25 protein-coding genes are annotated in these 26,521 nt (G+C 43.5%); 6 read left to right on the forward strand and 19 right to left on the reverse strand.

Annotated features, from left to right (window positions below):
- Positions 1–151: 151 nt before the first annotated feature.
- Positions 152–1,390 (forward strand): NADP-dependent isocitrate dehydrogenase, encoded by a 1,239-nt coding sequence (icd, locus tag J3U75_RS02795; RefSeq protein ID WP_100140587.1) that lies wholly within the window; start codon positions 152–154, stop codon positions 1,388–1,390.
- A gap of 180 nt (positions 1,391–1,570) precedes the next feature.
- Positions 1,571–1,867 carry a CHY zinc finger protein gene (locus J3U75_RS11375; protein ID WP_367423161.1) on the forward strand — a complete coding sequence of 99 codons (297 nt, stop codon included), beginning with the start codon at positions 1,571–1,573 and terminating at the stop codon, positions 1,865–1,867.
- Between the two features lie 16 nt (positions 1,868–1,883).
- Here the strand turns inward: J3U75_RS11375 and J3U75_RS02805 are convergent, their stop codons facing one another.
- The 6 genes from J3U75_RS02805 to ettA form a co-directional block, all read right to left on the reverse strand.
- A complete protein-coding gene (locus J3U75_RS02805) occupies positions 1,884–2,648 on the reverse strand; it encodes a toxin-antitoxin system YwqK family antitoxin (protein WP_267390401.1) in 765 nt (254 codons plus the stop codon).
- 110 nt (positions 2,649–2,758) lie between these two features.
- A complete protein-coding gene (locus J3U75_RS02810) occupies positions 2,759–4,105 on the reverse strand; it encodes an aldehyde dehydrogenase family protein (protein ID WP_267390487.1) in 1,347 nt (448 codons plus the stop codon).
- Between the two features lie 110 nt (positions 4,106–4,215).
- Complete coding sequence (locus J3U75_RS02815; protein ID WP_267390402.1) at positions 4,216–5,751, reverse strand: peptidylprolyl isomerase; 1,536 nt, start codon at positions 5,749–5,751, stop codon at positions 4,216–4,218.
- 153 nt (positions 5,752–5,904) lie between these two features.
- Positions 5,905–6,174 carry an HU family DNA-binding protein gene (locus tag J3U75_RS02820; RefSeq protein ID WP_100140679.1) on the reverse strand — a complete coding sequence of 90 codons (270 nt, stop codon included), beginning with the start codon at positions 6,172–6,174 and terminating at the stop codon, positions 5,905–5,907.
- Between the two features lie 193 nt (positions 6,175–6,367).
- Positions 6,368–8,773 carry an endopeptidase La gene (gene lon, locus J3U75_RS02825; RefSeq protein ID WP_100140678.1) on the reverse strand — a complete coding sequence of 802 codons (2,406 nt, stop codon included), beginning with the start codon at positions 8,771–8,773 and terminating at the stop codon, positions 6,368–6,370.
- Between the two features lie 240 nt (positions 8,774–9,013).
- The gene (gene ettA, locus J3U75_RS02830) at positions 9,014–10,681 is read right to left on the reverse strand and encodes an energy-dependent translational throttle protein EttA (RefSeq protein ID WP_267390403.1); all 1,668 of its coding nucleotides are present in this window, start codon (positions 10,679–10,681) and stop codon (positions 9,014–9,016) included.
- A 148-nt stretch (positions 10,682–10,829) separates the two neighbouring features.
- On the opposite strand from ettA, the gene J3U75_RS02835 reads away from it, so the two are divergent.
- Together J3U75_RS02835 and mutL are read left to right on the forward strand one after the other, a co-directional pair.
- Positions 10,830–11,474: a DedA family protein gene (locus J3U75_RS02835; protein WP_100157092.1), complete on the forward strand. Its 645-nt coding sequence runs from the start codon at positions 10,830–10,832 to the stop codon at positions 11,472–11,474.
- A gap of 39 nt (positions 11,475–11,513) precedes the next feature.
- Positions 11,514–13,445, forward strand: coding sequence for a DNA mismatch repair endonuclease MutL (gene mutL, locus J3U75_RS02840; protein WP_267390404.1), 1,932 nt, complete (start codon positions 11,514–11,516; stop codon positions 13,443–13,445).
- 118 nt (positions 13,446–13,563) lie between these two features.
- Here mutL and J3U75_RS02845 read toward each other — a convergent pair whose 3' ends face one another.
- The 12 genes from J3U75_RS02845 to ubiA form a co-directional block, all read right to left on the reverse strand.
- Positions 13,564–15,147, reverse strand: a complete 1,584-nt coding sequence (locus J3U75_RS02845; protein ID WP_100140581.1) for a YdgA family protein — start codon at positions 15,145–15,147, stop codon at positions 13,564–13,566.
- A 144-nt stretch (positions 15,148–15,291) separates the two neighbouring features.
- Complete coding sequence (locus J3U75_RS02850; RefSeq protein ID WP_267390405.1) at positions 15,292–16,095, reverse strand: TrmH family RNA methyltransferase; 804 nt, start codon at positions 16,093–16,095, stop codon at positions 15,292–15,294.
- Positions 16,092–17,114, reverse strand: a complete 1,023-nt coding sequence (locus J3U75_RS02855; RefSeq protein ID WP_267390406.1) for a tRNA dihydrouridine synthase — start codon at positions 17,112–17,114, stop codon at positions 16,092–16,094. Before J3U75_RS02855 ends, J3U75_RS02850 begins: the two co-directional genes overlap by 4 nt.
- A gap of 79 nt (positions 17,115–17,193) precedes the next feature.
- On the reverse strand, positions 17,194–17,943 hold the full coding sequence (locus J3U75_RS02860) for a PhnD/SsuA/transferrin family substrate-binding protein (RefSeq protein WP_267390407.1): 750 nt from the start codon (positions 17,941–17,943) through the stop codon (positions 17,194–17,196).
- On the reverse strand, positions 17,940–18,431 hold the full coding sequence (locus tag J3U75_RS02865) for a PAS domain-containing protein (RefSeq protein WP_257378004.1): 492 nt from the start codon (positions 18,429–18,431) through the stop codon (positions 17,940–17,942). Before J3U75_RS02865 ends, J3U75_RS02860 begins: the two co-directional genes overlap by 4 nt.
- A 239-nt stretch (positions 18,432–18,670) precedes the next feature.
- Positions 18,671–19,711, reverse strand: coding sequence for a pseudouridine synthase (locus tag J3U75_RS02870; protein ID WP_267390408.1), 1,041 nt, complete (start codon positions 19,709–19,711; stop codon positions 18,671–18,673).
- A 2-nt stretch (positions 19,712–19,713) separates the two neighbouring features.
- On the reverse strand, positions 19,714–20,313 hold the full coding sequence (gene scpB, locus J3U75_RS02875; protein WP_267390409.1) for an SMC-Scp complex subunit ScpB: 600 nt from the start codon (positions 20,311–20,313) through the stop codon (positions 19,714–19,716).
- Positions 20,314–20,366: 53 nt separating this feature from the next.
- Positions 20,367–21,290, reverse strand: a complete 924-nt coding sequence (gene ylqF / locus J3U75_RS02880; protein ID WP_267390410.1) for a ribosome biogenesis GTPase YlqF — start codon at positions 21,288–21,290, stop codon at positions 20,367–20,369.
- A gap of 85 nt (positions 21,291–21,375) precedes the next feature.
- Positions 21,376–22,236, reverse strand: coding sequence for an RNase adapter RapZ (rapZ, locus tag J3U75_RS02885; RefSeq protein WP_267390411.1), 861 nt, complete (start codon positions 22,234–22,236; stop codon positions 21,376–21,378).
- The gene (hprK, locus tag J3U75_RS02890) at positions 22,217–23,179 is read right to left on the reverse strand and encodes an HPr(Ser) kinase/phosphatase (protein ID WP_267390412.1); all 963 of its coding nucleotides are present in this window, start codon (positions 23,177–23,179) and stop codon (positions 22,217–22,219) included. Before hprK ends, rapZ begins: the two co-directional genes overlap by 20 nt.
- Before the next feature lie 12 nt (positions 23,180–23,191).
- A complete protein-coding gene (ptsN, locus tag J3U75_RS02895; RefSeq protein WP_267390489.1) occupies positions 23,192–23,647 on the reverse strand; it encodes a PTS IIA-like nitrogen regulatory protein PtsN in 456 nt (151 codons plus the stop codon).
- Between the two features lie 136 nt (positions 23,648–23,783).
- Positions 23,784–24,623 carry a 4-hydroxybenzoate octaprenyltransferase gene (gene ubiA / locus J3U75_RS02900; RefSeq protein WP_267390490.1) on the reverse strand — a complete coding sequence of 280 codons (840 nt, stop codon included), beginning with the start codon at positions 24,621–24,623 and terminating at the stop codon, positions 23,784–23,786.
- Between the two features lie 252 nt (positions 24,624–24,875).
- Here ubiA and J3U75_RS02905 point away from each other — a divergent pair, with 252 nt between their 5' ends.
- Both J3U75_RS02905 and J3U75_RS02910 read left to right on the forward strand, forming a co-directional pair.
- Positions 24,876–25,340, forward strand: coding sequence for a SixA phosphatase family protein (locus J3U75_RS02905; RefSeq protein ID WP_267390414.1), 465 nt, complete (start codon positions 24,876–24,878; stop codon positions 25,338–25,340).
- A 26-nt stretch (positions 25,341–25,366) separates the two neighbouring features.
- Complete coding sequence (locus tag J3U75_RS02910; protein WP_267390415.1) at positions 25,367–25,729, forward strand: YkvA family protein; 363 nt, start codon at positions 25,367–25,369, stop codon at positions 25,727–25,729.
- Positions 25,730–25,755: 26 nt separating this feature from the next.
- Here J3U75_RS02910 and J3U75_RS02915 read toward each other — a convergent pair whose 3' ends face one another.
- Positions 25,756–26,481, reverse strand: a complete 726-nt coding sequence (locus J3U75_RS02915) for a glutamine amidotransferase-related protein (protein WP_267390416.1) — start codon at positions 26,479–26,481, stop codon at positions 25,756–25,758.
- Positions 26,482–26,521 lie beyond the last annotated feature (40 nt).

Below are 26,521 nucleotides of genomic sequence, written 5' to 3' on the forward strand. Positions count from 1 at the left end.
TATATGTCTGAATGGCTTTAGACATATTTCTGACTACATTGCACTACATTTTGCTGGCTTAAGTTAACAAAATAAAGGATAATCATTGTGACGGACTACAAACTGAAATATGTAGTCATCTATCAGAAAAAGTAACATTACAGGAGTTACCATGAGTCACATTAAAGTGCCTACTGAAGGTCACAAAATCGTTTCCGGCCAACCCATTCCGAATGATCCAATTATTCCGTTTATTGAGGGGGATGGCATTGGTGTTGACATTACGCCGGTAATGAAAGACGTGATTGATGCAGCAGTAGCCAAAGCCTATAACGGCTCAAGAAAAATTGTGTGGATGGAAGTTTATGCCGGTGAAAAAGCCACGAAAGTGTATGGTGAAAATACTTGGCTGCCGGATGAAACATTAGAAGCGATTAAAGAATATAAAGTAGCCATCAAAGGGCCGATGACTACACCCGTGGGAGGTGGTATCCGCTCACTGAACGTAGCCATCCGTCAGCAGCTTGATTTATATCAATGTGTCCGTCCAGTGCAGTATTTTACCGGTGTGCCCTCACCTTTGAAAGACCCGAGCAAGGTAAACATGGTTATTTTCCGCGAAAATACTGAAGATATCTACGCAGGGATTGAGTGGATGGCTGAAACAGCTGATGCCAAAAAAATTATCAATTTCCTGCAAGGTGAAATGGGCGTAACCAAAATCCGTTTCCCGCAAACCTCCAGCATCGGTATCAAACCTGTATCTAAAGAAGGTTCTCAGCGTTTAACCCGTGCGGCCATTCGCTATGCTATTGATAACGACCGCGACAGCGTTACCTTTGTTCATAAAGGTAATATCATGAAATTCACCGAAGGCGGTTTCCGAGACTGGTCTTATGAAGTAGCAAAAAATGAGTTTGGTGCTACATTAATTGGTGAAGGACCCTGGTGCGAATTTAAAAATCCGAAAACTGGTAAAAATATTGTAATTAAAGATTGCATTGCGGATGCTTTCCTCCAGCAGATTCTACTACGTCCGGCAGAGTATGATGTCATCGCGACACTGAATCTCAATGGCGATTATATTTCTGATGCGCTGGCTGCACAGGTAGGGGGAATCGGTATTGCCCCAGGTGCCAATATTTCTGATGAATATGCCGTATTTGAAGCTACCCATGGTACTGCACCTAAATATGCTGGTCAGGATAAAGTTAACCCAGGATCCATTATTCTTTCTGCTGAAATGATGTTGCGTCATCTGGGCTGGAAAGAGGCTGCTGAATTGGTTAATGCCTCAATCGAAAAAGCCATTGCTGATAAAATTGTTACCTACGATTTTGCTCGTATGATGGAAGGCGCTAAAGAAGTTTCATGCTCTGCTTTTGGTAAAGCCTTGATTGAGCGCATGTAAAGCGTAATGTGATAATGTCCTAAAAAAACCGAATCTTAAGATTCGGTTTTTTATATTCAGACTTCACGTTGCCAAATCAGTTTTTTATATGCTGTCTTAATTACTGCCCAAAGGTTGCCTCTATTCTGATAAAATAAAATTAATCTAAATTGCTGAGCTAGTGTGCTGATAAATATATCTATGATTCTTGGAATTGATACCGATTCATGTGGTCGCTGCACTCATTATCATACAGAGTTTGACATTGCCGCGCTGCAATGTGCAGAATGCAGACTGTATTACGCCTGCTTCAAATGTCACGACCAGTTGTGCAATCATAAGTTTGTTGCCATGCCGGTGCAAAACAGCAAACCCGTGATGTGTGGTAAATGTAGACATCTTCTGACCTATGCGCAATATCAGCAACACCGTTGCCCATTTTGTCAGTCAGCATTCAATCCGCGTTGTGGACTTCATAAAGATATTTATTTTAAATAAATTTTATAAATTTAGATTAGTTGTCATTCAGGTCAACAACCAAACCATCCTCATCCCACTCGGTTTTACGCATTAGTTCGTTTTTCTCAAAAACCGATTCGCTTTTTTTAGCCCCTGAGTCATACCAGCTCAAAACCACACCACTGACTTTATTTTCGTGGATGGCTACATCGGCTAGCAAATGGCCTTTATCATCCCATGTTGTCATGGTTTGTACGATACCATGATGCACATACATATCCTGTTTCAACTGACCGTTCGGATACCAGCGCTGCCAGCGCCCTTCAGCTTTGCCATTAATAAAATTCAGCTCGCCACGCTTTTGTCCGTTTTCATACCAGCTCATAGTACGGCCACTAGGCTGCCCTTTCTGCCAGCTCATTTCAATCGCCATCTGGCCGTTTGGATACCAGGTATGCCATTTTCCAACAGGTTTACCGTTTTTGTAATTACCTTGAATTTTTTTTTGGCCGTCCGGATACCAGAGTTGCAATTTACCCTCTTTCATTGCGGGTATAAATTGTTGCAGCTTATCTATCGGTAAAGCATAGCTGTCACTATATTTGCTCTTGTCTGGATAGTAAAAATCCTGAACTTCGATTTTTTTACCATCATCATGAAACTGACGTACATATTGAGCTTCAGATTGTTTGTTTACAATCTGACCATTTGCATCAAAATACACAGTTTTGTGAGTGTGAGAAAATATCAGCCACACTAACACAATCAGAATGAGTATTACGGCGAGTACGTACCAGTAAATACGTCTGGCTACATACATGACTTATATCCCTTTTCACTAAGCAGAATCATTATTTTATGCAATAAAAATTATTACTATCATTATTACATTATTTTTCAAACAGATTCATTACTATTTGAATAAATGGCCTATTTTTGCCAATAGCTTTTAACATTGACAAATTCATATATACCAAATTCCGACAACTCTCGTCCGAAACCCGAATCTTTAACGCCACCGAAAGGCAAACGCAGATCGCTGCTGGTATGACGGTTAATAAAAACACTGCCAGCGTTGAGGCGTTCAGCATACTGCCATGCATGATTTGTATCATTGCTGTAAATGCTGGCTCCAAGCCCGAAAGGATTATCATTGGCCAGCATTATGGCATGTTCGCTGTCTTCAGCTCTCAGAATGAGCGCTACAGGTCCAAATACTTCCTCATTGTATACACGGCAGTGCCGATTAACTTTATCTAAAATCGTAGCGGGATAAAACCAGCCCTGCAGATTTTCTGGTATTTCTCCTCCCAGCAAACATTCTGCGCCATGTGCCAGTGCATCCATCACTTGTGCGTGTACACTGTCGCGCAAATCCTGTCGATGTAAAGGAGCAAGTGTGGTTGCAGACAACCATGGAGCCCCCATCTGTAATTTCTGACAATGGCGTTTAAAAGCTGCGATAAATTCTTCAGCTATATCAGCATGAACAATAATGCGTTTGGCTGCATTACATGATTGGCCAGCGTCCCGAAAGCGTGAATAGCATGCTTCAGCAGCTGCCTGCTCAATATCTGCGTCATTTAACACGATAAATGCATTACTACCACCGAGCTCCATAACACATTTACGCAGATGTTTTCCTGCTAGTGCCGCCAGATGCCGACCAGTATGGGTAGAACCTGTGAAAGCCAGCGCCTGTGTCTGAGATATGGCATATTCAATATCTTCCTCCTCCAACCAGACTAGTTGGAAAGGTAAATCCTCACCCACCAATTCAAACAGCATCTGGCTGATTTTGCCAACAGAAGGTGCGGGCTTAACCATGCAGGCATTGCCAGCACATAAGGCTGGTATAGCAAAGCGTAAAATTTGCCATACTGGATAATTCCAGGGCATCACTGCCAGTACCGTACCCAACGGTTCAAAGCGTACCTGACTCAAACTCGCCTGTGTAGCAATTGTTTTATGCGCCAACAGCTCTGGAGCCAGATGAGCGTAGTATCGGATAAGGGCTATCGATTTTGTGATTTCAGCTTCACACTCACGCAGACACCGCCCTACCTCTATACAAATCTGATAGGCCAGCTCGTCTCGCGCCTCTTCAAGCCGGGATGCAAAGCTCAGTAAATACTGTGTACGAGTTTGAACATTTTTACTGGCAAAATCATATTGACGCTGGCTGAGCTGCTGACTTTGCACATCAAATTCAGTTTTTGTCAGACATGTATGGCTAAATAGGAGTTCACCCGATACAGCATGATAACTGTTATACAACACAACAATCCTTTATCTGCATGAAGTGTTTCAGACTGCATGCAGTACAGAAAAATTCAGTGTCCCAAATAATATTGACCTTATAAAATTTATAAGGTCAATGGTATAAATTACTGCTCGTCAGCTGTATCCAGCTTTTGTGCCCCTTGTTTTAGTTTATAACGACTCTTTAACCAGGCCAAATTACTGGTGGCCAGATTCTGTGCCAAATTCTGACTGATTACCTGTTTTGCCTGCGGCAGAACATTCGCCATATCCTGTGGTTGTTTTATGGCATTAACTTTTACAAGTACTGGATTTTGCTGATCACTCAAAAGAATGTATGCAGGTTTGCCACTAACAGGTTTGGCTTTAATCCAGCTCTGAAAATCAGTTTTAGACATCATGGCTACAGCCTGCTGCGGCGTTAAATCAGCTGTTTGCGACCAGCTCAAACTGGCATTGACGTTTGTACTAACGTTGTTTAAAGCTTGCTTTGCTGCTGCTAAAGCCAATTTTTTGCTTTCTGCGGCCACATAATCTTGTTGAACTTGTGCTTTGATTTCCGTAAAGGATGCCTGGTGTTCTTTACGCACATCGATAGCACGAACTACCCAGTAGTTGCCATTGCCTATATCAATTGGTTCAGAGTTGTAGCGTTTAACCAGAACATCGTTGCCAAATAATGCATCCTGTAACGCCTTGGGCATGCCACTATTATTAGCCATGTCTCGAGTGAGCCACACCTGATCTATTTTATGAATCGTTAAACCTAGCTTGTCTTTTATCGGTTGCAAGGTTTTCGGATTATTAAAAGCCAAGTCACTAACATTTTCTTTTAATTTAGCTACCACAGCCGCACCCTTACGGGCTTGAATTTCCTGTGTCAGCTGCGTACGGACGTTCTCTAGTGCCGGTTTGGGTGCTGAGGCCGTAGTCGGAATCTGATTATAGGCTTCCTGTATCTCTGCTTCACTCACGCTTTCTTTAGCACCAAGTTCCATGGCAGACAACTGGACATATTCATATTTGACAGCCTGCGGCAAATAATATTTTTTCTTATTCGCTTCGTAATAAGCTTTCAGTTTGCTGTCGTCTACTACTACCCTATGAGTGAAATCAGCGGCAGGAAATGTCAATGTCTGTACTTCACGAGCAGCCTGTAACAGATTTACCATTTGTTTGGCCTGAGCATCGCTGACCACATTTCCCGCTTTCATCAAATTAAGCATGGATTGCATGGCATATTGTTTACGCATACCGTCAATAAGCGCATCTTCAGACATACCTGCTTGTTGCAGGAAAGCGCGATATTTGGCTTCTACAAATTTTCCGTTTTCCTGAAAACTGGGATCAGATGCAATAACCTGCTTTATCTGATCTATAGGTACAGTGATATTCATATCATTTGCACCCTGCTGCACATATGCCTGATCCACCAGTGAATCATATACCAGCTTTTTGCTTACCGGATTCCCAGAAGCATTTTGTATTCGTCGCTGAAAATCATTAACATCATTTACTTTGATTTTAATGTCGCCAACTTTGCTGATGTAATCTGTACCGGGAACAGCGAGTGTGTAACCACCGGCAAATACAAAACTCAAGCAAATCACACCGAGAATAATCTGAGCCGGTGTTCTATATTTTTCTACAATGTGGAACATGAGATTCAGTTAACTTTTCTAAAGCAGATAAAAGAAGCCTATTGTATCGTTTTTTGTGAGGCTCAACCATGCTGTTTGTACAGCTAATGCACAAAAACGACAGACAAAAGAAAAGGCGGGATATCCCGCCTTGATTTAAAACATAAAACTGTATTACAGAGCATCTTTCAGTGCTTTACCGGCACGGAACTTAGGCGTTTTAGCTGCTTTGATTTCTAACGGTTCACCTGTTTTAGGATTACGTCCAGCACGGGCTGCACGCTCACCAACATAAAAAGTACCGAAGCCTACCAGCGTAACTGTGTCGCCACTTTTCAAAGTGCGGGTAACAGCACTAATCATACCGTCCAGAGCCTTGGCGGCAGAAGCTTTAGATAAATCAGCCTCTTGGGCAATGGCTTCAATCAATTCAGACTTATTCACAATAAAGTCCCTTTCTGTTGTTATGTTCATTTGATTTTCAGGAACCATATGTGCAGTGGAACCTGAACAATACATTACGATTACTTTATAACAAGCCCAAATTCTTTATGTCAAGCATCGTCACCGCTGCATAAGGTTAAATCATGCCAAAAACAAAGCCATTCACCAATTAGTGTTGGTGAATGGCTGCATATCAATGTTTTACGGTTTTAGTAGTTGACTTGGCCGCAGATTTAGCTATTACTCCCTCTTCAGGCACGCTTGTCCATGGAGTAGGCGGATAAGCCAGACCGAGATTGAGCACTTCATCAATCCACTGTACTGGGTGAATAGTGAGTTTTTCGCAGATGTTGGCAGGAATTTCTTCCAAATCTTTGACATTGTCTTTTGGAATCAACACATGTTTGATACCACCTCGTAATGCAGCCAACAGCTTTTCTTTAAGACCGCCAATAGGCAATATTTCGCCGCGCAAAGTGATTTCACCAGTCATTGCCACATCTGCACGTACCGGAATACCGGTAAACGCAGAAACCAAAGCCAGTGTGATGGCGCTGCCAGCACTGGGTCCATCTTTAGGGGTCGCTCCTTCGGGTACATGAACATGAATATCATTTTTCTCATAAAAATCAGGTTCAATGCCTAAGCTTTCAGCCCGGGAACGTACCACGCTCCATGCAGCACTAACAGATTCTTGCATAACATCACCAAGCTTACCGGTGCGCAAAATATTGCCTTTACCACGAAATTTGCTTGCCTCAATGGTTAAAAGCTCACCACCGACTTCAGTCCAAGCCAGCCCGGTGACCTGACCAACACGGTTTTCATTTTCTGCAACGCCATAATCAAAGCGGCGAACACCCAGATAATCATGCAGATTATCAGCATTAATTACGATTGCTTCAGGCTTGGTTTTGGTTTTTTTAGCTTTACCGGCACTAAGTTTTTCTTCTGCAACAGCCTGTTTCATCACTACTTTACGGCAAATTTTGGCTATTTCTCGATCTAAAGAGCGAACACCGGCTTCACGAGTGTAATAGCGGATAATATCGCGTACTGCAGATTCTTCGATGCTGATTTCGCCTTCCCGTACACCGTTTTGTTTGATTTGCTTAGCCACTAAATATTTCATGGCAATATTGATTTTTTCGTCTTCGGTATAGCCAGAAAGACGAATAATTTCCATGCGATCAAGCAAAGGAGAAGGGATGTTAAGACTGTTGGATGTGGCAATAAACATTACATCCGACAAATCAAATTCTACTTCTGCATAGTGGTCAGAAAATGAATGGTTTTGTTCAGGATCCAGCACTTCCAGTAAAGCACTGGCTGGATCACCACGAAAATCATTACCTAATTTATCAATTTCATCCAACAAAAACAGTGGGTTTTTCACTCCGGCTTTGGCCATGTTTTGCAGAATTTTACCAGGCATGGAACCAATATAAGTGCGCCGGTGGCCACGGATTTCACTTTCATCGTGCACACCGCCTAATGCCATGCGTACATATTTTCGTCCTGTAGCCTTAGCTATGGATTCGCCCAGTGAGGTTTTACCTACACCCGGTGGTCCTACGAGACACAAAATAGGACCTTTAAGCTGATTCATGCGTTTCTGTACGGCAAGGTATTCCAGAATACGCTCTTTGACCTTTTCTAATCCGTAGTGATCTGCATTCAGAATTAGGTCTGCTTTGGCAATGTCCTTGCTTACTTTAGATTTTTTCTTCCACGGAAGCTCCAGCAGAGTGTCAATGTAGTTGCGAACTACGGTAGACTCTGCTGACATTGGTGGCATCATGCGTAATTTTTTGAATTCAGAAAGACATTTTTCTTCAGCTTCTTTGCTCATGCCAGCGTCACGAATTTGAGTTTCCAGATTAACCAGATCATCATCTTCTTCACCCAGCTCTTTCTGAATCGCTTTTACCTGTTCATTCAGATAGTATTCCCGCTGAGATTTTTCCATCTGCCGTTTGACGCGGCCTCGAATACGTTTTTCTACCTGAAGGATGTCCAGTTCTGATTCAAGCAGATGCAATAAATGTTCCAGTCTTGCTGTAACATTTATCATAGACAATATTTGCTGACGCTGATCTAGTTTAAGTTGCAAATGGGCGGCAATAGTATCAGCAAGTCTACTTAAATCTTCAATCCCATGAATGGTAGTTACTACCTCAGCAGGAATTTTTTTGTTTAACTTTGCCAGTTGGTCAAACTGGGAAAGCAATGTACGCCGTAATGCTTCATCATCATGAGAATCGGTATTGATGTCGGCACATTTTTCTATGTGCGCTTCGGCGTAAGGTCCGCTCTCATCTATATACTGTACTTGTGCACGATACAGACCTTCTACCAGCACTTTAACTGTGCCATCTGGTAGTTTGAGTACTTGCAGAATGTTGGCTACAGTACCCATTGCATACATATCTTCTGCATGTGGTTCATCTGTATCGGCATTTTTCTGTGCCAGTAAGAATACGGGCTCGTCATGCTCCACAGCTGCATCCAACGCTGCTATGGATTTTTCGCGCCCGACAAAAAGGGGCAGTACCATGTGCGGGTAAACAACAACGTCGCGTAGGGGCAACATTGCCATAGTTGTTGGCTGCACCGGAGAAGAATCATAAACTTCAGCCATGTAATGCCTCAATCTTTCCTGTAAATATGCTATAAAATTGGATGAGAAAATGGTGCTGAACCAGCGTTTTTCAAGTGCTTTTGAGCTGATTAATCATTGATGTGATTTTGGATAAAGGCATAAATGGATTTAATATGCCTATAAACTAAAGGCCGGCCAGGATAGATTTATTGTGATCGCTGAACCGGCCAAAGCTAATTAGCGGGTAACCGGTTTATAACGGATACGTTTGGGTTTGGCCCCCTCCTCACCCAGACGGCGTTTTTTATCTGCTTCATATTCTTGATAATTGCCATCAAAGAAGACCCATTTCGAATCGCCTTCTGCCGCTAATATATGGGTGGCAATACGGTCGAGGAACCAACGATCGTGGGATACCACTAGTACACAGCCAGCAAATTCTAATAAAGCATCTTCGAGTGCGCGCAGGGTTTCTACATCCAAGTCATTGGAGGGTTCATCCAGCAAAAGCACGTTGCCGCCAGAAATTAGAGTTTTTGCCAGATGCAGCCGACCGCGCTCACCGCCGGAGAGTTTGCCGACGATTTTACTCTGGTCACTCCCTTTAAAGTTAAACCTTCCTAGATAGGCTCGTGCCGGTATTTCAAACTGTCCTACCTGTAAAATATCCCTGCCTTCGGCAATTTCATCAAAAACGGTTTTATCTTCATGCAGGCCATGCCGGCTCTGATCTACAACAGAAAGTTTAACAGTCTGACCAATCTTCACTTGTCCCTGATCTGGTTGTTCCTGTCCGGTAATCAGTTTGAATAATGTGGACTTACCAGCTCCATTTGGTCCAATGATGCCGACAATGGCTCCCTGCGGGATTTTAAAACTCAAATCATCAATTAGTAATTTGTCGCCAAAACTTTTACTGACGTGTTCGAATTCGATAACTTCATTTCCCAGACGCTCTGCTACAGGAATAAAGATTTCCTGCGTTTCATTGCGTTTTTGATATTCGTAGTTACTCATTTCTTCGAAGCGTGCCAATCGAGCTTTGGACTTGGCCTGACGCCCACGGGCATTTTGTCGCACCCATTCAAGCTCATGTTTCATAGCTTTTATTCGCGCTGCTTCGGCTTTGGCTTCGTGTTCCAGTCTGGCTTCTTTTTGTTCCAGCCATGAGCTGTAGTTACCTTTCCATGGAATGCCGTGACCGCGGTCTAATTCCAGAATCCATTCAGCAGCATTGTCCAAAAAATAACGGTCGTGCGTTACAGCTACTACAGTACCAGGAAAACGAACCAGAAATTGTTCCAGCCATTCTACGGATTCGGCGTCCAGATGGTTGGTAGGTTCGTCCAGCAAAAGCATGTCTGGTTTGCTCAATAGTAGTTTGCACAAAGCCACACGGCGTTTTTCACCACCAGAGAGATTGCCGATAAGGGCATCCCATTCCGGCAGCCGTAAGGCGTCTGCAGCAATTTCCAGCTGATGCTCTATATTGTCACCAGCACCTGCTGAAATGATGGCCTCTAAACGAGCCTGTTCCTCAGCCAGCGCATCAAAATCTGCGTCCGGTTCGGCGTAGGCAGCATAAACTTCTTCCAGTTTCTTTTGCGCGGTAGCCACATCGCCCAATCCGGATTCAACTTCTTCCCTAACAGTTTTATTAGCGTCCAGTTGGGGTTCTTGTGGTAAATAGCCGATTTTAATGCCACTCATTGGAATGGCTTCGCCTTCAAATTCGGTGTCTACACCGGCCATGATTTTCAGTACAGTGGATTTACCTGCACCGTTCAGACCCAGCAGGCCAATTTTGGCGCCTGGAAAAAACGACAAGGAAATGTCTTTGATAATTTGTTTCTGTGGCGGCACGGTTTTACTTACGCGCAGCATGGAGTACACATATTGGCTCATAGTTTATTCTGTAGATTAAATTAATGTGTATCAGCCTCAATTTAGGGGCTGGTTGTCATGATTTTGATTTTAGCATGCATATTCCTGCTTTCGCGGAAAGCTTTGCGTTAAAATACCCCCTTTTATTTTGCCGCCTTAGCATATGCATATTATCTCTGCTCTGATTGATTTTATTTTACATATTGACCAGCACCTGCAATTTATTGTCTCTCAATATGGTGTCTGGATTTATGTGATTCTGTTTGCGTTGATATTTTGTGAGACGGGGTTGGTGGTTACCCCTTTTCTACCTGGTGATTCATTGTTGTTTGCTGCTGGTGGTATTGCTGCCGTCGGGGAAATGAATATTCATTGTATGGTAGTGTTATTACTGCTGGCAGCTATTATTGGCGACGCAGTTAATTTTTATGTGGGTCAGAAATTCGGTGCACATCTGTTTGCCAATCCACAGTCGCGGATATTTAAGCAGATTTATTTGCACAAAACTCAGGAGTTTTATGCAAAACATGGTGGAAAGACCATAATTATTGCTCGTTTTGTCCCGATTGTGCGCACTTTTGCCCCCTTTGTCGCCGGTATGGGGCACATGCATTACGGTCATTTTTTTCGCTATAACTGTATTGGTGCTATTCTCTGGGTGGTGCTCTTTTCATATGCAGGCTATTTTTTTGGCAATCTGCCGTTCATCAAAGAGAATCTATCTTTGGCCCTGATAATCATTATTGCTATCTCACTGCTACCGGCAATTATTGAAATCATGCGCCATAAGCTGGGCAAAGGCACAAACAAATAATTCTTCATCTGCTGCTGAATAACTATTTACAGGAAAAATATGAGCCAGATACATCTGTTATCAGATCATTTAATCAACCAGATAGCTGCCGGTGAGGTAATTGAACGTCCGGCCAATGCGCTAAAAGAGATTATTGAAAACAGTCTCGATGCTGGTGCTAGCCATATTGATATAAAACTGGAAGCTGGTGGTATCAAACGTTTGTGTGTGACAGATGATGGACAAGGCATGAGTGAATCCGATATACCGCTTGCTCTGCATCGCCATGCCACGAGTAAAATCGGCAGTTTGGAAGATTTGGAAAAAGTTATGAGCATGGGTTTTCGCGGTGAAGGTCTGGCCAGCATCGCTTCTGTAAGCCGTCTGACCTTAACCAGTCGCACTGCTGATGCCAACCATGCCACGCAGATATACGCAGAAGATGGCCGGCTCAGCCCTATCAAAGCTGCTGCTCATGCGGCTGGTACTACAGTAGAAGCAGTGGAGCTCTTTTTCAATACTCCGGCCAGACGACAATTTCTCAAATCTGCAGGTACCGAATTTGCCCATTGCCGCACTATGGTTGAGCGTCTGGCGATGGCACATCCTGATGTAGCTTTTGATTTGCAGCATAATGGCAAAGATGTTATTAATCTGCCAGCTCAATCGCTGTTTGAGCGCTGTACCGCTATTATGGGTACAGATTTTGCGGCTGCCAGTCTAAATGTGGACGAAAGCATGAATACCATGCGTGTGTATGGGCTGATTGGCAAACCGACCTTTATGCAGGGAAAATCCAGTCAGCAATATATATTTGTTAATCAGCGCTTTGTACGTGACAAAATCATCTTACATGCTGTAAAACAAGCTTATAACGATGTTTTGCATCAGGCGCTCACACCGGCATTCGTGCTTTTTTTAACTCTGCCTCCAACAGAGGTAGATGCCAATGTGCACCCTACTAAATCGGAAGTACGCTTCCGGCAGAGTCAGGCCGTACATCAGCTTATTTTCCATGCTCTGAATAAATGTCTGGCGGCAACAAATGCCGCTCAAACCGAATCAGTTTCGCAACCAGCCACCATACTGGCTGACATCATGCAAAAGCAACCGGCTGATGTACAGCAGCTATTTGCAAATTCTGAAAATAAAAGCAATTTACAGAAGACTCCGGCTCCTTATCAGCGTAGCCATACGCCACTGCACCGTAACTTGAGTCTAAGAGAATCGCAAGCTGCTCTGAACACTTATGCGCAGCTATATAAACAGGAACCGTCTACGACAGACAATTCTATAGCGGCCAATTTTGAGTCGGAAGCAGATAGTGAACTCGTAATGTGGGAACAGGCTCGAGGTGTAGCAACTGCTTCAACAACGCAGCAGACAACGGTAAATGATACGGAAATTCCGCCATTGGGCTATGCCATTGCTCAATTACTGGATATTTATATTTTGGCTCAAGCTGAAGAGGCACTCATTTTGGTAGATATGCATGCTACTGCTGAGCGAGTGAATTATGAAAAGATGAAACAACAACGCGATGCTACAGGTAAAGTAAGTAGTCAGACATTACTCATTCCAGTACGCTTTCAAGCGAGCAATGAAGAAGTGGCTACAGCAGAGGACTATTCTATTTCGCTGCGGGAATATGGTTTAGACATTCAGATTGAGAATAACCAGCAGCTGGTGGTGCATTCCGTTCCGGCCATGTTGATAAAAAGTGATATTCAGCAACTAGTTCAGCAAGTATTGGCTGATATGATAACTATTGGCAGCAGTGATGTAGTAAAAGAACGTGAAAATCGAATTCTTTCTACTCTTGCTTGCCATGGTTCAGTTCGTGCTGGACGTAGATTAACTTTACCAGAAATGAATGCATTACTGCGGGATATGGAAAAGACTGAACGTGCTAATCAGTGCAATCATGGCCGTCCGACATGGGTAAAATTGCGCTTGCAAGATTTAGATGCTTTATTTTTACGTGGACAGTAAAACAGTGCAATATTCAGAAGCATTACAAATATCAGTACTTTTATAAATAATCTTAATTCAAAACCCTCTTTATCTAAAAAGATAAAGAGGGTTTGTTGATTATGACTAAAGTAACAGTCTAATGGCTTGTACTAGCGGCTACTGCAGATGCAGCTGGCAGTTCAGCATAATCAGGTTCGGTTTCTGGCTCCGGCTCTATATTCCACATTTTGCCGTTTAGGTAAACTTTGCCATTGATTAATTTCAGATGGGTTTTCACAATACCGTTGCTCACCTGAATGTAGCCTTTTGCCTGCATGGATTTAATTGCACTATCAATCATTAGACGTATGGTCTGGTCAATATCCTCTAGCGCTTCTGCACCGCCAGCACTGGCATCAACAGTAAACAAAGCTCTAGCCTGACTTATGGCAAAATTTTCCATTATTGCCTGCGGTATGGCGAAATCCATTTCGGATTCAGTTTTATTCAGCATGGTGCTCAGTTGCTGCATATCAGATGCAAGCAGATTTTTAAAACCAAGATTACCATGAATATCAATCAATCCCTGTGGCATTTGCAGTTTAAAGGTATTGAGTTTGATTAAAGGATCATGCGTAAACAAACCCAATCCTTCGTTTCGTACGGCAGAAACAATGGCTGCGCGTAGCTGATCATTATTCAGGTTCTGGGTAGATAGCTGAGTAATTTTGTTATTGATGGCTACCAGACTGGCTGCATCCAAATGTTCTGCGGCTGCATCAATATCCAGAGGGCCATAGACATCATTGCCGTACTGCATTCTTTCAAAGCCGAATTTACCCTGACTATTAATCCATTGATCCTGCTCTTTGGTGGATGTAGAAAGTTTCAAATTCTGAATATTGATTTTGGTGGGCATATTATTGCCGGCCGGACTGATAAAGGCACCTATTTGCAGATTAGTAACCAGATTAACCAGCTGATCCAGACGGATGTTGTTGTCAGCGGTATCATTCCAAATAAAAGTAATATCTTTTATGCTAAGGTCACTGTTTCCAAGAGCCAAGGATGTCTTTCCATGCTCAGTATGACTGGTAAACTGCAAATCCTGATAAGAAGCACGGCCTTTGGTCGACAGAATCATGTCCAGACCAGGGCTGACTGTATGGCTGTCATAACTATTGAAATCTTCAGCGTAATCAATAGTAGAATCCAAGCCCTGCCAATTTATTTTAATACCAGATAATTCTTCATAATTAAATTTAGGTATCACTACATGCATCTGCCCGCTGCCGCTCAAATTGATGGTGTTTTCAAGTTTAACCGGAGCTTCCTGCCCGAAAAAACGAGCCAGAATCTGCTGTGCCTGCGGGGTAAAGCGCAATTCTGTTTCCACATGTGCTCGTACCGGCCGGATGCTGCCGGCAAATAAACCATGCCGTACATGATTAACCACGGTAATAGGCTGTTGTAATACGGTACGCACATTATCAGGAAGCTGTTGCTGAATACCAGCAAAAAAACTTGGTTTAAAGCGAATCTGCATGGTTTCAGTAGAGGTAAACCATCCACGCTGATAGCTTTGTTTATCGATAATTAAAAAAGAGCTTTTAGCCAGTAAATCGCGTTGTTCATCCATGCTTTGCTGCGTTTTTACCCCTAAATAGCAAGGTAAAGCGAGTACGACAAGCAATATGACAGCCACGATGGCGGCAATAATGGTTAAAATCCGTTTATTCATGCTCGAAATGTCTTATATATCCACGTTCTGGAAGAGTTGCAGGATAACATCAAACTGGCTGTTTGTCCGCGGTGTTTATCGGTGTAAACAGACTTATTCAAATGTGAACAATTTTGATTTGCATGTACCCGACACATAATTTGGTTAATTTAGTGTACCGCCAGCCGTCAGTCGCTGACGCTGTTGTTCAAATAAACAGACAGTTGCAGCCATGGCAACATTAAGTGATTCTGTTTGTCCGATCATTGGTATTATTACATGCTCGGTAGCGCTGTGTAGCATTTTTGCACTTAAGCCACTGCCTTCATTACCAAATAGCCAGCCAACAGGATGAGTCAGATTCAGTGTGTACAAGTTTCTGGCTGCAGTGCTTAATGCGGTAGCGTATAAGGGATGAGCGTATTCTGCACGCCAAATATCCAAATCAGCAACCGTCTGTATAGAAAGATAAGCATGTGCACCCATGGCGGCCCGTAAGACTTTTGGAGACCAAACGTCAGTACTGTCTTTACTGAGCACAATATGCTTAACACCGGCCGCAAGAGCGCTGCGTAAAATTGTACCAACATTACCTGGATCTTGTACCCGTTCTAACACAACTACATCGTTATCTATAGGTGCTTTAATCTGCGTAGGCAGGGATAAGATGGCAATTGGTTCTTTTGAGTGAGCTAAATCGCTGATTTTCTCTAACAAATGGTCGGCAACTAGTACAATTTGCCGTGCCGGCAGCTCTCTCATTAAGGCAACTATTTCAAAATCATTTGCACGAACTTGCGGTACAAACATTGTGTGGATGGGGTGACCTGCCTGCATAAATGTCTGAATCAGGTGTATTCCCTCCACTACAGCAAGCCGGTGCTGACGTCGATAATGTGATTGTGCAATTAACCGCGACAGATGCTTGAGTTCGGTATTACTGGCTGACTGGATAATTTTGTAGTTCATACCGAAATTCCATTTTCTGCTGTGTGTAGATTTAATTCTTTTTGAATGTCGGCAATGGCCGTTATTTTACGTAGTTGTATGAATAACTCTCCGGCTTCTGCATAGTGCAGTCTGAGTATGCCAAGCCATTGTTTTAAACGCGCCACCGGATAATTGGCATGGCTATTTCGTAGCTGACAACAGCCATTAAAAAAATCCTCAATCCATGGCAAAATTTCGGTCCATGTTAAAGCAGGAAGATTGATCCCCCGATTGGTGGCGGCAATCTGTCTGGCTAAGTCCGGACATTGAACAGCACCGCGTCCGAGCATGACATCGGTACAACCACTGATTTCGCGAATCTGATGATAATCGGCTAAAGTAAACACATCGCCATTGGCAATAACTGGAATGCTTAAAGCTTTGCGAATGCGTCCTATCCATTCCCAGTGTGCGGGTGGTCGATAGCCTTCTGTTTTTGTACGTGCATGCACGGTGACTTCACCAGCACCACCCTGTTCGATTGCGTAAGCGCATTCTAGTGCCAGATTTTTATGTTCATAGCCCAGTCGCATTTTTGCACTCAGTTTGATTTCTGCTGGTAAACTTTGACGTACGGTAGCAACAATTTGTTCGATTTTTTCTGGATACTGCAAAAGTACGGCTCCACCCTGATGTTGATTGACGGTAGGAGCCGGACAACCAAAATTCAAATCTATATGGTTGGCACCTAATTTTACTACCTTCAATGCATTTAAAGCCATATTTTCCGCATGGCTACCCAGTAACTGAACAGCCACAGCTGTGCCGGCTTGAGTCTGATTATTCTGTACCAACTCTGGCATGTATTTCAGCCACATAGACTTACCGTGTATGGTATGGGTAATCCGTACAAATTCAGTGACACAAATATCAAAGCCACCTATACGAGTTAATAAATCGCGCATAGGGGCATCTATGAGTCCCTGCATAGGGGCAAGTAATATTCTGGGAAAAGATATTTTCGTCTGTATATCAGGACTGCTCACGCGTATAACCATTGCTCTTACAAAAAACAACGCAACCTGTTGTCTGACAAGTTGCGTATTTAATTATAAAATAAAAATGGTTGTAGCAGGTTTAATCGCGTAATGTTTCAATTAGGTCGATCAATAATTCTACTTCTTCTGTCTTCAAAACAGCAAACCCATCATTCAGACCCAGATCTTCCAGCAGCATTTCTCCTGCCGGTGTTTCATGCATGGATGTAAATGCATTCTGTAAAGTATCCAGCATCTCTGCATGCCGCGGATGTAGCAAAATCATATGATATAAATCATTGATTTTACTTTCAATCAATAAATTTAGGCGGCTGAGTGTAATTGAAGTCAGCTTGTGATAGGCAGAAGACATAAATAAGCCTATATCACCTTCGTGCTGAATCAAACCGCGAGCCACTGCTGAAAATGATTCACTTTTTACCCAAGTAAGGTCTTTTTCTTCAATATCTACTGCTTCTAGTAGACGTAAAGCAATCAATTTGACATCATAATTTTCGGTACATAAAATCTTCATACTTGGTTTGACATCCTGAAGTGATTTTATTTCACTGTCAGCCGCACTGGCAATCACCATTTCATCGAAACGATTAACAGGACGAACGACCGGCAAATAACCCAGCTCTCTAATCAGCTTAGAAGCATTAAATGGATTTGCATAGATAATATCAACATTGTCTTTGTCAATTTCCTGCTGCTCTTCTTCAGCATTGCTGGCCATAAACAGGTGCACTGGAGCATCAATTAGGCGTTGCAGACGGGTATTAAGAAAATGCCAGCCAGCATAGAATTCAGGGGGAAAATCTGGTGCAATCAGAAAATTAATGGTCATGAATTACCCCGTTCTTCTTTCATTAGTCCTTCATACAGACTTTGCATTTCCAGCACCTTGCTGCGAGATGGTTTTCGCCGCACTGAGGTATATCCCTGAATCACACCATCCCTTATATTAGGCACAATTGTTGCATATACCCAGTAAAATCCACCATCTTTACGCAGATTTTTAACATAGCCGTGCCATTTCTTACCCTCTTGCACGGTATCCCATAAATCTTTATAAGCCACTTTCGGCATGTCGGGATGACGAAGGATATAATGTTCAGCACCCATCAGCTCTTCGCGCGACCAGCCGCTCATATGCACGAATACTTCATTGGCATGTGTAATTATTCCCTTTAAATCTGTAGTAGAAGTAATCAGACACCCATCAGGAAATTCTGTTTCTACATCAGTACAATATACGGTGCGTGTTACCCCATCGTAATGTGTCAATTCAAATGTACGGTGCTCAATTTCAGGCACCTGCATCGGTGAAATCATTCTGACTCCATTTTCTTGAATGTGGACAACCAGACGAATAATGCAAAAGCTTATATACCTTATATATTGCGCCGATTAGCAAAATAATACAAAGCATTTGATTAATTTGTATAAAAAATCACACAATTTCTTGATAAAAATCAAACAATGCAGGAAATTATGTAAATAATTTCCTGCATGGGTAAATCAGATATAACATAAAATAGGGTGCTTATAAGCTCAGAATTTATGCCAAGAATCTATTTTTTTCTTGCATAATCAGATTGATACAATCCTGCCCATTTCATGATACCGGCAACTTCAAATTCATTAAATTCATAATACTGCCCGCGTTTTAAACGTTTAGGTAAGGAGATTGGGCCAAAGCGTACGCGTACTAATCGACTTACCGTTAATCCCTGACTTTCAAACAAGCGCCGTACTTCACGGTTACGCCCTTCTTTGATGATGATGTTATACCATCGATTGGCTCCTTCGCCACCCTGTTCCCACAGATGTTGAGCCTTTGCTATACCATCTTCAAGTTCTACACCATTCAGCAGGTTTTGTTTTTGCTCGTCACTGAGCTCACCCAATACGCGTACTGCATATTCACGCTCAACTTCAAAACTCGGATGAGCAAAACGATTCACTAATTCACCGGAAGTTGTCAGTATCAGTAAGCCGCAGGTGTTGATATCCAGACGACCAATTGCCACCCAGCGGCTGCTGGCCGCTTGCGGCAGGCGATCAAAAATACTAATTCGCCCCTGCGGGTCGTCACGGCTGACAATCTCGCCTTCCTGCTTGTAATACACCATGATGCGCGGCAGGCGATCTGGCCATTTAATATTAATCGCAGAACCTCTTACGCTGACTTCATCTTCTGGCGTGATTCTGTCACCTAACTGCGCTACTTTGCCATTTACTCGCACCTGTCCTTGACTGATCCACTGCTCCATTTCACGCCGTGAACCGACTCCAGAAGCAGCCAGGGCTTTTTGCAAGCGCACTGGTTCCATTTTTTCCAGGTTAACACGCTGTTCTTTCAGTATACGGGAACGTTGCAATATATCTTGACTGGGTGTGCGCTGCACCAGCTTTCTGGCGCGCTGGATACGTGCTTTGTTATCCACTTTCTGTTCAAAAGCGGTGTTTTTTCTGGTGGTTGCATTTTTATGTTCTGATGCAGCCTTTTTAATCTCATTATTTTGCCGGCCTTTACTGCTGACTTTATTACTCTTTGAGGCCACACCATCGCGTATCTGGCGCTTGGTTAATTTTTTGTTGGCTTGACTCATGTTTAAACTCCCGATCCGTCATCCGACGGTTCTTCTGCGGTTGTTGAAACTTCCGCAGGTTCACTTAATTCAGGTAAAACCAGTTCACCCAATTCGGTTAAAGGTGGCAGCTGATTTAAATCTTCCAGCTGTAAATCACTTAAAAATGTAGCGGTAGTGGCCCATAAGTTGGGTCGCCCTACACTGTCGCGTTGTCCGATAATCTCTATCCAGCCACGATCCTGCAATGTTTGTAACACATTGCTGGAAACAGCCACGCCACGTATTGCTTCTATATCACCACGTGTAACCGGCTGCTGATAGGCAATTATTGCTAGTGTTTCCAATACTGCACGTGAATAGCGCGGTGTGCGTTGCACATCCAGACTGGCCAGCAACGGATATGCTACCGGTGTGACCTGAAACCGCCAACCTTCGGCACAATGCACCAAATTCAATGCGCGTTCATGCCAACACTCCTGCAAATGAGACAATACACTAGTCAGTTCATCTGCAGATAATGGCGGCTCCCTGAGTGAGCACAATTGCTTCTCGCTCAGTGCCTCACTTTGGGTGAGTAAAGCAGCTTCAATCAAAGCTTCGATAGAGACTGTATGATTCATAGCCATGAGTTCCTACGCTGTCAGTGCAGGCATGATAAGATCTAGAAAAGAAATCAACTTTTCCGTGCAGCTTTTTTGGCTGCACGCTCGGCTTTTAGCTGAGCTTCCTGCATTTGTCCTTTTTTCAGCCACACTACCCATTGGTTTGGGGTTTCCAATGTAATTCGGCCTATCAGTCCATCGCGAAAATCGGTGAGCACACGCTCAGCTGCTTTCTGGTAATCAATGCGGCCACCGCTTAATAAGGCACCGCGTTTTTTACCAATCCATTCTAGCCAATTATCATCACGCCAGTGCGGGCTTTCACTCAAATCTGCCTGATATCTCAGTTGCAGTAAAGAAAGGTAATGGCGGCGCAGATAATCCAGTAATTCAAGTGCCACTGTTTCCTCATCTAGTGCGTTGCGTCCCACTGCTCCACTAGCGGCCAAATTATAACCGGCTTCTTCGACAATGATTTTAGGCCACAGCATACCGGGGGTATCATACAACCAGAAATCATCTGCCAATATTAGCCGCTGCTCTGCCTTGGTGATACCTGGTTCATTGCCGGTTTTGGCACTGCGCTTACCCAGCATGCCATTAATCAATGTGGATTTGCCTACGTTAGGAATACCACAAATAAGCACTCTTAACGGACGGTCTAACCCATGGCGATTGGGTACCAGCGATCGGCACGCTGCAATGATTTTACTTGCTGCCTGTTTTTCTGATGCATCCAGTGCCAGTACATTGGTATGAGGCTGGGCGCGATAGTCGGTCAGCCATAGCTCAGTACGCTCTGGATCGGCTAAATCTTGTTTATTAAGTATTTTCAGTTTGGGTTTATCGGCAGCTAGCTTGGCCAGCAATGGATTGGCACTTGAAGCCGGTAAACGTGCATCCAGTACCTCAATGACCATATCCACACTTTTAATACGCTCGGCAATGGCTTTTTTGGCTTTATTCATGTGCCCGGGATACCATTGAATCGCCATAAACTGTCCTTGTCTGCTAAAAATCCAACACAGAAAACACACAGGCAGCCTGATTTCAGGCTGCCTGAATAATTCACTGTACTTATTATACCGTTTTTTGAGAATTTTTTCTCAATTCCAGCTGCCGATGCCGAACGATTACCGAATATGCATTAAGCTGCTGTGCGAGTGCCTGAACAATATATACAGAGCGATGCTGCCCACCGGTACAACCAATGCCGATATTAACATAGCTGCGGCTTTCCTTTTCCATTTCGGGCAGCCAGCGGCATAAAAAACCAGATAAATCTGCAATCATTTCTGCCATGACCGGCTGGCGAGCAAAAAAATCCTTTACTGGTTCATCCAGTCCGGTGAAAGGACGCAAATCAAAATCGTAATAAGGATTGGGAAGAAACCGAACATCAAAGACAAAGTCCAGTCCTGCTGGTACTCCATATTTATAGCCAAAAGATTCAAGTACCACTCGCAGGGGAGCCACCGGCAGATTCAGCCATTGCTGTATTTGACGGCGCAGCTGAGGTACGTTGAGCAAAGAAGTATCAATTACATAAGCGAAACTTTGTAATGTAGACATATATTGCTGTTCGGCAGCGACACTTTCATTCAGTGTCTGGTGCTCTTTCGCCAGAGGATGGCTGCGGCGCGTTTCTGAAAAACGACGCAGCAAAACAGGTACCGATGAAGTTAAAAACAGCAGATCTACCTGATGCCCTAGCTGCCGCAATCTTTTTACTAGCTCTAACACTTCTGCTGGATTAAAGCGTGAGCGAATATCTACGCTTACACCCAATTGAGCTGTTTGGCTAGCGGCATAATGCTCAATCAGACCGGGTAATAGCTTAACCGGTAGATTATCCACACAGACAAAGCCAACATCTTCCAGCAAACGCAAAGCAATAGATTTTCCAGAACCGGATAATCCGCTAATCAATATTATCCTCATGATTCACCGCATCCTCTTTCAGCATTGAATTATGACGATCCAAAAATTCCTTGGTACTGTCTTTACCTCTCATTTGTAAAATAAAATTACTTACTGCAGCTTCCACCAAAACGGCCAGATTGCGCCCTACGGCCACCGGTAGGGTCACACTACGGATAGAGACATTCAGAATACTTTCAGTTTCACTTTTGATACTCAGACGATCCATTCGTTGCATGTGGCTATCATCAGCAAGTGCCAGATTGATGATGAGCTGTAGCTGTTTTTTCGGGCGCACGGCGGTTTCACCGAAAATGGCACGGATGTTGAGCACGCCTAGCCCACGCACTTCCAAAAAATCTTTCAGCATGGCAGGACAACGCCCTTCCAGCGTTTCCGGCCCAATGCGGTACAGTTCTACGGCATCATCTGCGACCAGACCATGGCCACGGGATATTAACTCCAGTGCCAGCTCGCTTTTTCCTAGTCCAGACTGGCCGGTAATAAGTACGCCGATTTCAAATACATCTAAAAAAACACCGTATTTAACAGTTGAGGCAGCCAGTACCCGTTGCAGATAGATGCGCAGCACATCCATCAGGAAGGGACTTTCTGTTTTCGATGTTAACAGTGGCACATTATGCGTATGACAATAATCACGCAACATATAAGGCACGGGTAAATCATTAGCCACAATGATCAAAGACATGGTAAGGTCGAATAATTCATTGAGGGTAGTTTTGATTTCTCCGGCCTCAATCTTATTCAAATACTCAACTTCGGCAATACCGATTACCTGTATCTGATTGGGATGGATAAAGTTCAAATGGCCGACAAGAGCCAATACCGGTTTATCAGCATCGATACTGATGCGGTTATCAGCGCCAGCAGTGCCGGCAGACCACGCCAATTTAAGCTTAGTCTGGTTATCATGATACAAACGCCGTACCGATATGCTGGGCATAAAAGTCTGTCCTTATAGCTCTTCGGCAACAAGTATATCGCGCACACTTTCAGCACTGGTAGCAGACAAAAGTGCATTGCGAACTGATTTCTGGGAAAATTTTCCTGCCAGCTCTGATAATACATTCAGATGTTTAGTGGAAGCATTTTCCGGCACTAATAGCACAAACACCATGTTTACAGGTTGCTCATCCGGTGCATCAAAGGCTATGGGAGTTTGCAGCCGGAAAAACGCGCCTACAGTATCTTTTACGGTACCAGTTCGACCATGGGGAATAGCAACGCCTTTGCCTAAAGCTGTAGAACCCAGTTTTTCACGTGCAAACAGGCAGTTAAATACATCTTCTTGCGACAGACCGGCCTGCTCGGATAATAGTTTTCCGGCTTCCTCAAACAATCTTTTTTTACTGCTAACATTTAAATCGAGAACCACGTGTGAAACCGGTAATATATCCCCAATTAAACTCATGCTCATTTTCTATTCCTATCAAATTGCTCATTGCAGCGGGTCTTAAACACTTGAGCTACAGGATGTGCAATTTCTTCCATTACTATTAATCAATTACCCAATTATATTATCTTCTAATCGCATAGACGGTTATGTATTAAGGATGGCCTAGCCAATAATGCAGCAATAGCCCTACAAACCAGATAAGTCCGATACGGTTGTTACGTAAAAACATAGCAAAGCATATTTTACGGTCTCGTGTGCGAATATTCCGCCACTGTATATACTGTAAAACCAGCACCAGCGGCAAAGCAAGCCAGTACCATATACTGGCCTGAATCATCCCGCCAGCAATAATCATGAATATATCAAAGCCAAGATGGCACAACATCACTGCAGTGATATCATGCTGCCCGAAAGTGATAGCAGAAGTACGGATGCCAATTTTCAGGTCGTCCTCCTTATCTGCCATCGCGTAAATGGTATCGTAGGCCAGAGTCCATAATGTATTGGCTGCGAGTAATACCCATGCAATCATGGGTACCTGATTGCTCACTGCTGCAAAAGCCATCGGAATACCGAAAGAAAATGCAAGGCCAAGATATAGTTGCGGCAGCGGAAAAAAGCGCTTGGTAAAGGGATAAGTCATAGCCAAAAACAAAGCCGGTATACTCATCAACCAAGTAAGCCGATTAAGTGGCAACAGACACAGTGCAGCCAAAACACACAGCACCAGCGTAAGCAAAAGCGCTTCTTTTTTGCTCACTTTTTTCAAAGCAAACGGGCGTTGATTGGTACGGTCGACCGCACCGTCAAAGTCGCGGTCGGCATAATCGTTGATCACACAGCCTGCACTGCGCATTAAAAAAGTACCAATAGTAAATACCAATACCGTTAGCCAGTCTGGATGGCCATTACCTGCAATCCACAGTGCCCACCACGTGGGCCAGAGCAGCAATAATGTGCCGATAGGACGGTCTATACGCATTAACTGCATATAAACTTGCAGACGGTCAGCCAGCCGCAAGCATTGATTCTGCCGCAGTTTACCTTCTTCTACAGAAAATCGATTCACGCCAGTTTAGTCTTCCAATGTTAATGCTTGATTAAAAAATACAAAGATAGCCCGAGTGACATTGCCAGACCATCTGGTTAGCTCTACTATCAAACTGAGAATGGAAACCAAACAATTGTAACATAAGCATAACAGTACACTGCACTCAGACACCATAATCCAAAGGAGTAAGATATGGACTTAATTTTATGGCGCCATGCCGAAGCCGAGGATAACTGGGAGGATATGGCACGCAAACTCACCACTAAAGGCCAACTGCAAGCAAAGCTGAGCGCGCAGTGGCTGCGTCAGCATTTGCCGGATAATCGTCAAATTTACTGTTCAGAAGCTGTCAGGTCTCAGCAAACTGCTCGTTATCTGAAGCAGCCGTTTACTGTAAACAAATTATTCAATCCGGACTGCCACCCGCTTGATCTAGCCACATTTCTGCAACAGCAGCCCCCTGCATCCACTCAGATATGGGTAGGACATCAGCCATGGATTGGCCAGTTTTGTGCTTATCTTCTTAATGGTGTCTGGCTGCCACAACAATTCTGGTCAGTAAAAAAATCGGCTTTTTGGTGGTTTGATGTCCGTTTTTACCAGCAACGCCATCAAGCACGAGTAAAAGTGGTTTTATCACCGTCAAATTTAAAATAAATCCATTATTAAGAAAACACAATGCCATGAAGTTTTTTTCCAAAAGTGTGGTCAATCTGCATGGATGGGTTAATGAGCAGAGCTTTTTTGCCAAACTGTCCAGAAATGCTTTGCGTTTGGGCAAACCGGTGGTTATACAGCTGTACTCTTTATTTCTGCTACTTAAATCTCCACATACGCCTTTACGCAGTAAAATGTTGATTCTAGGTGCCTTGCTTTACTTTCTTAGCCCAATAGACCTCATACCAGACTTTCTAGGGCCGCTTGGTTTCACCGACGATATTGCCGTTATTGCTATGGTATGCAAACAACTACAAACTGCTCTCACACCAGCTTTGAAAAAACAGGCTCAAAACGCAATCAACCGTTTTTTTACCAACAAGGCTTAGAGCTGGTTTAAGCATTTTGCTGTGTATTAATGCTTCAGTGTCTGATATCTATGCAATAATTTATCCAGAAAAACATACAGTTTCTGATTCATGGGTACGTAATCATATTCCAAAATTTCAGAAGCAGACTGTATATACGGATACTGTCCGGCATGCTGCAAATCAGCCTTTGAGTGGGGAATTAATGATTCAATTGCTGCGCGGTTGAATTCAAGATGACACTGAAATCCATATGCTATTGGCGCAAACCGGATAATCTGGCGTGGACAACCAGTACTATAAGCTAGAATCTGTGCCTGTGGGGGTAGTCCAGGCATATCTCCATGCCAGTGACCCACAGTCAATTCCTGACCAAAATGTTCTATCATCTCATCGGCTAAACCTGCCGCTGTAAGCTGAATCGGAAAGTTACCGATTTCCTTATTAGGGCTGCTTTCTACCATACCGCCCAGCGCTTGTCCGATTAATTGTGCTCCCAAACAAATTCCCAGTACTGCTTTACCATTATCAATGGCTTGGCGGATAAGGTGCTGCTCAGCGGCACTGTCAAAATAGGCACAATCCTGTATTGTAGTTAGTGGTGACTGAGGCCCACCCATAATAATGAGCATATCAAAACCATCGGCAGATGTTGGCACTTTATCTCCCTGATAAATAGCAGATAACGAAATTGTATGCCCCCTATTTTGCGCCCATTCGAGGCATACTGCCGGTTGCTCAAAATTTTCGTGCACAATAATATGTACTCGCATTCTGTTCTCCTCCATATAAATCAGCTAAATAATTATACTA

Source organism: Snodgrassella sp. B3088 (assembly GCF_026535815.1).
In the GTDB taxonomy this organism is placed as follows: domain Bacteria; phylum Pseudomonadota; class Gammaproteobacteria; order Burkholderiales; family Neisseriaceae; genus Snodgrassella; species Snodgrassella alvi_E.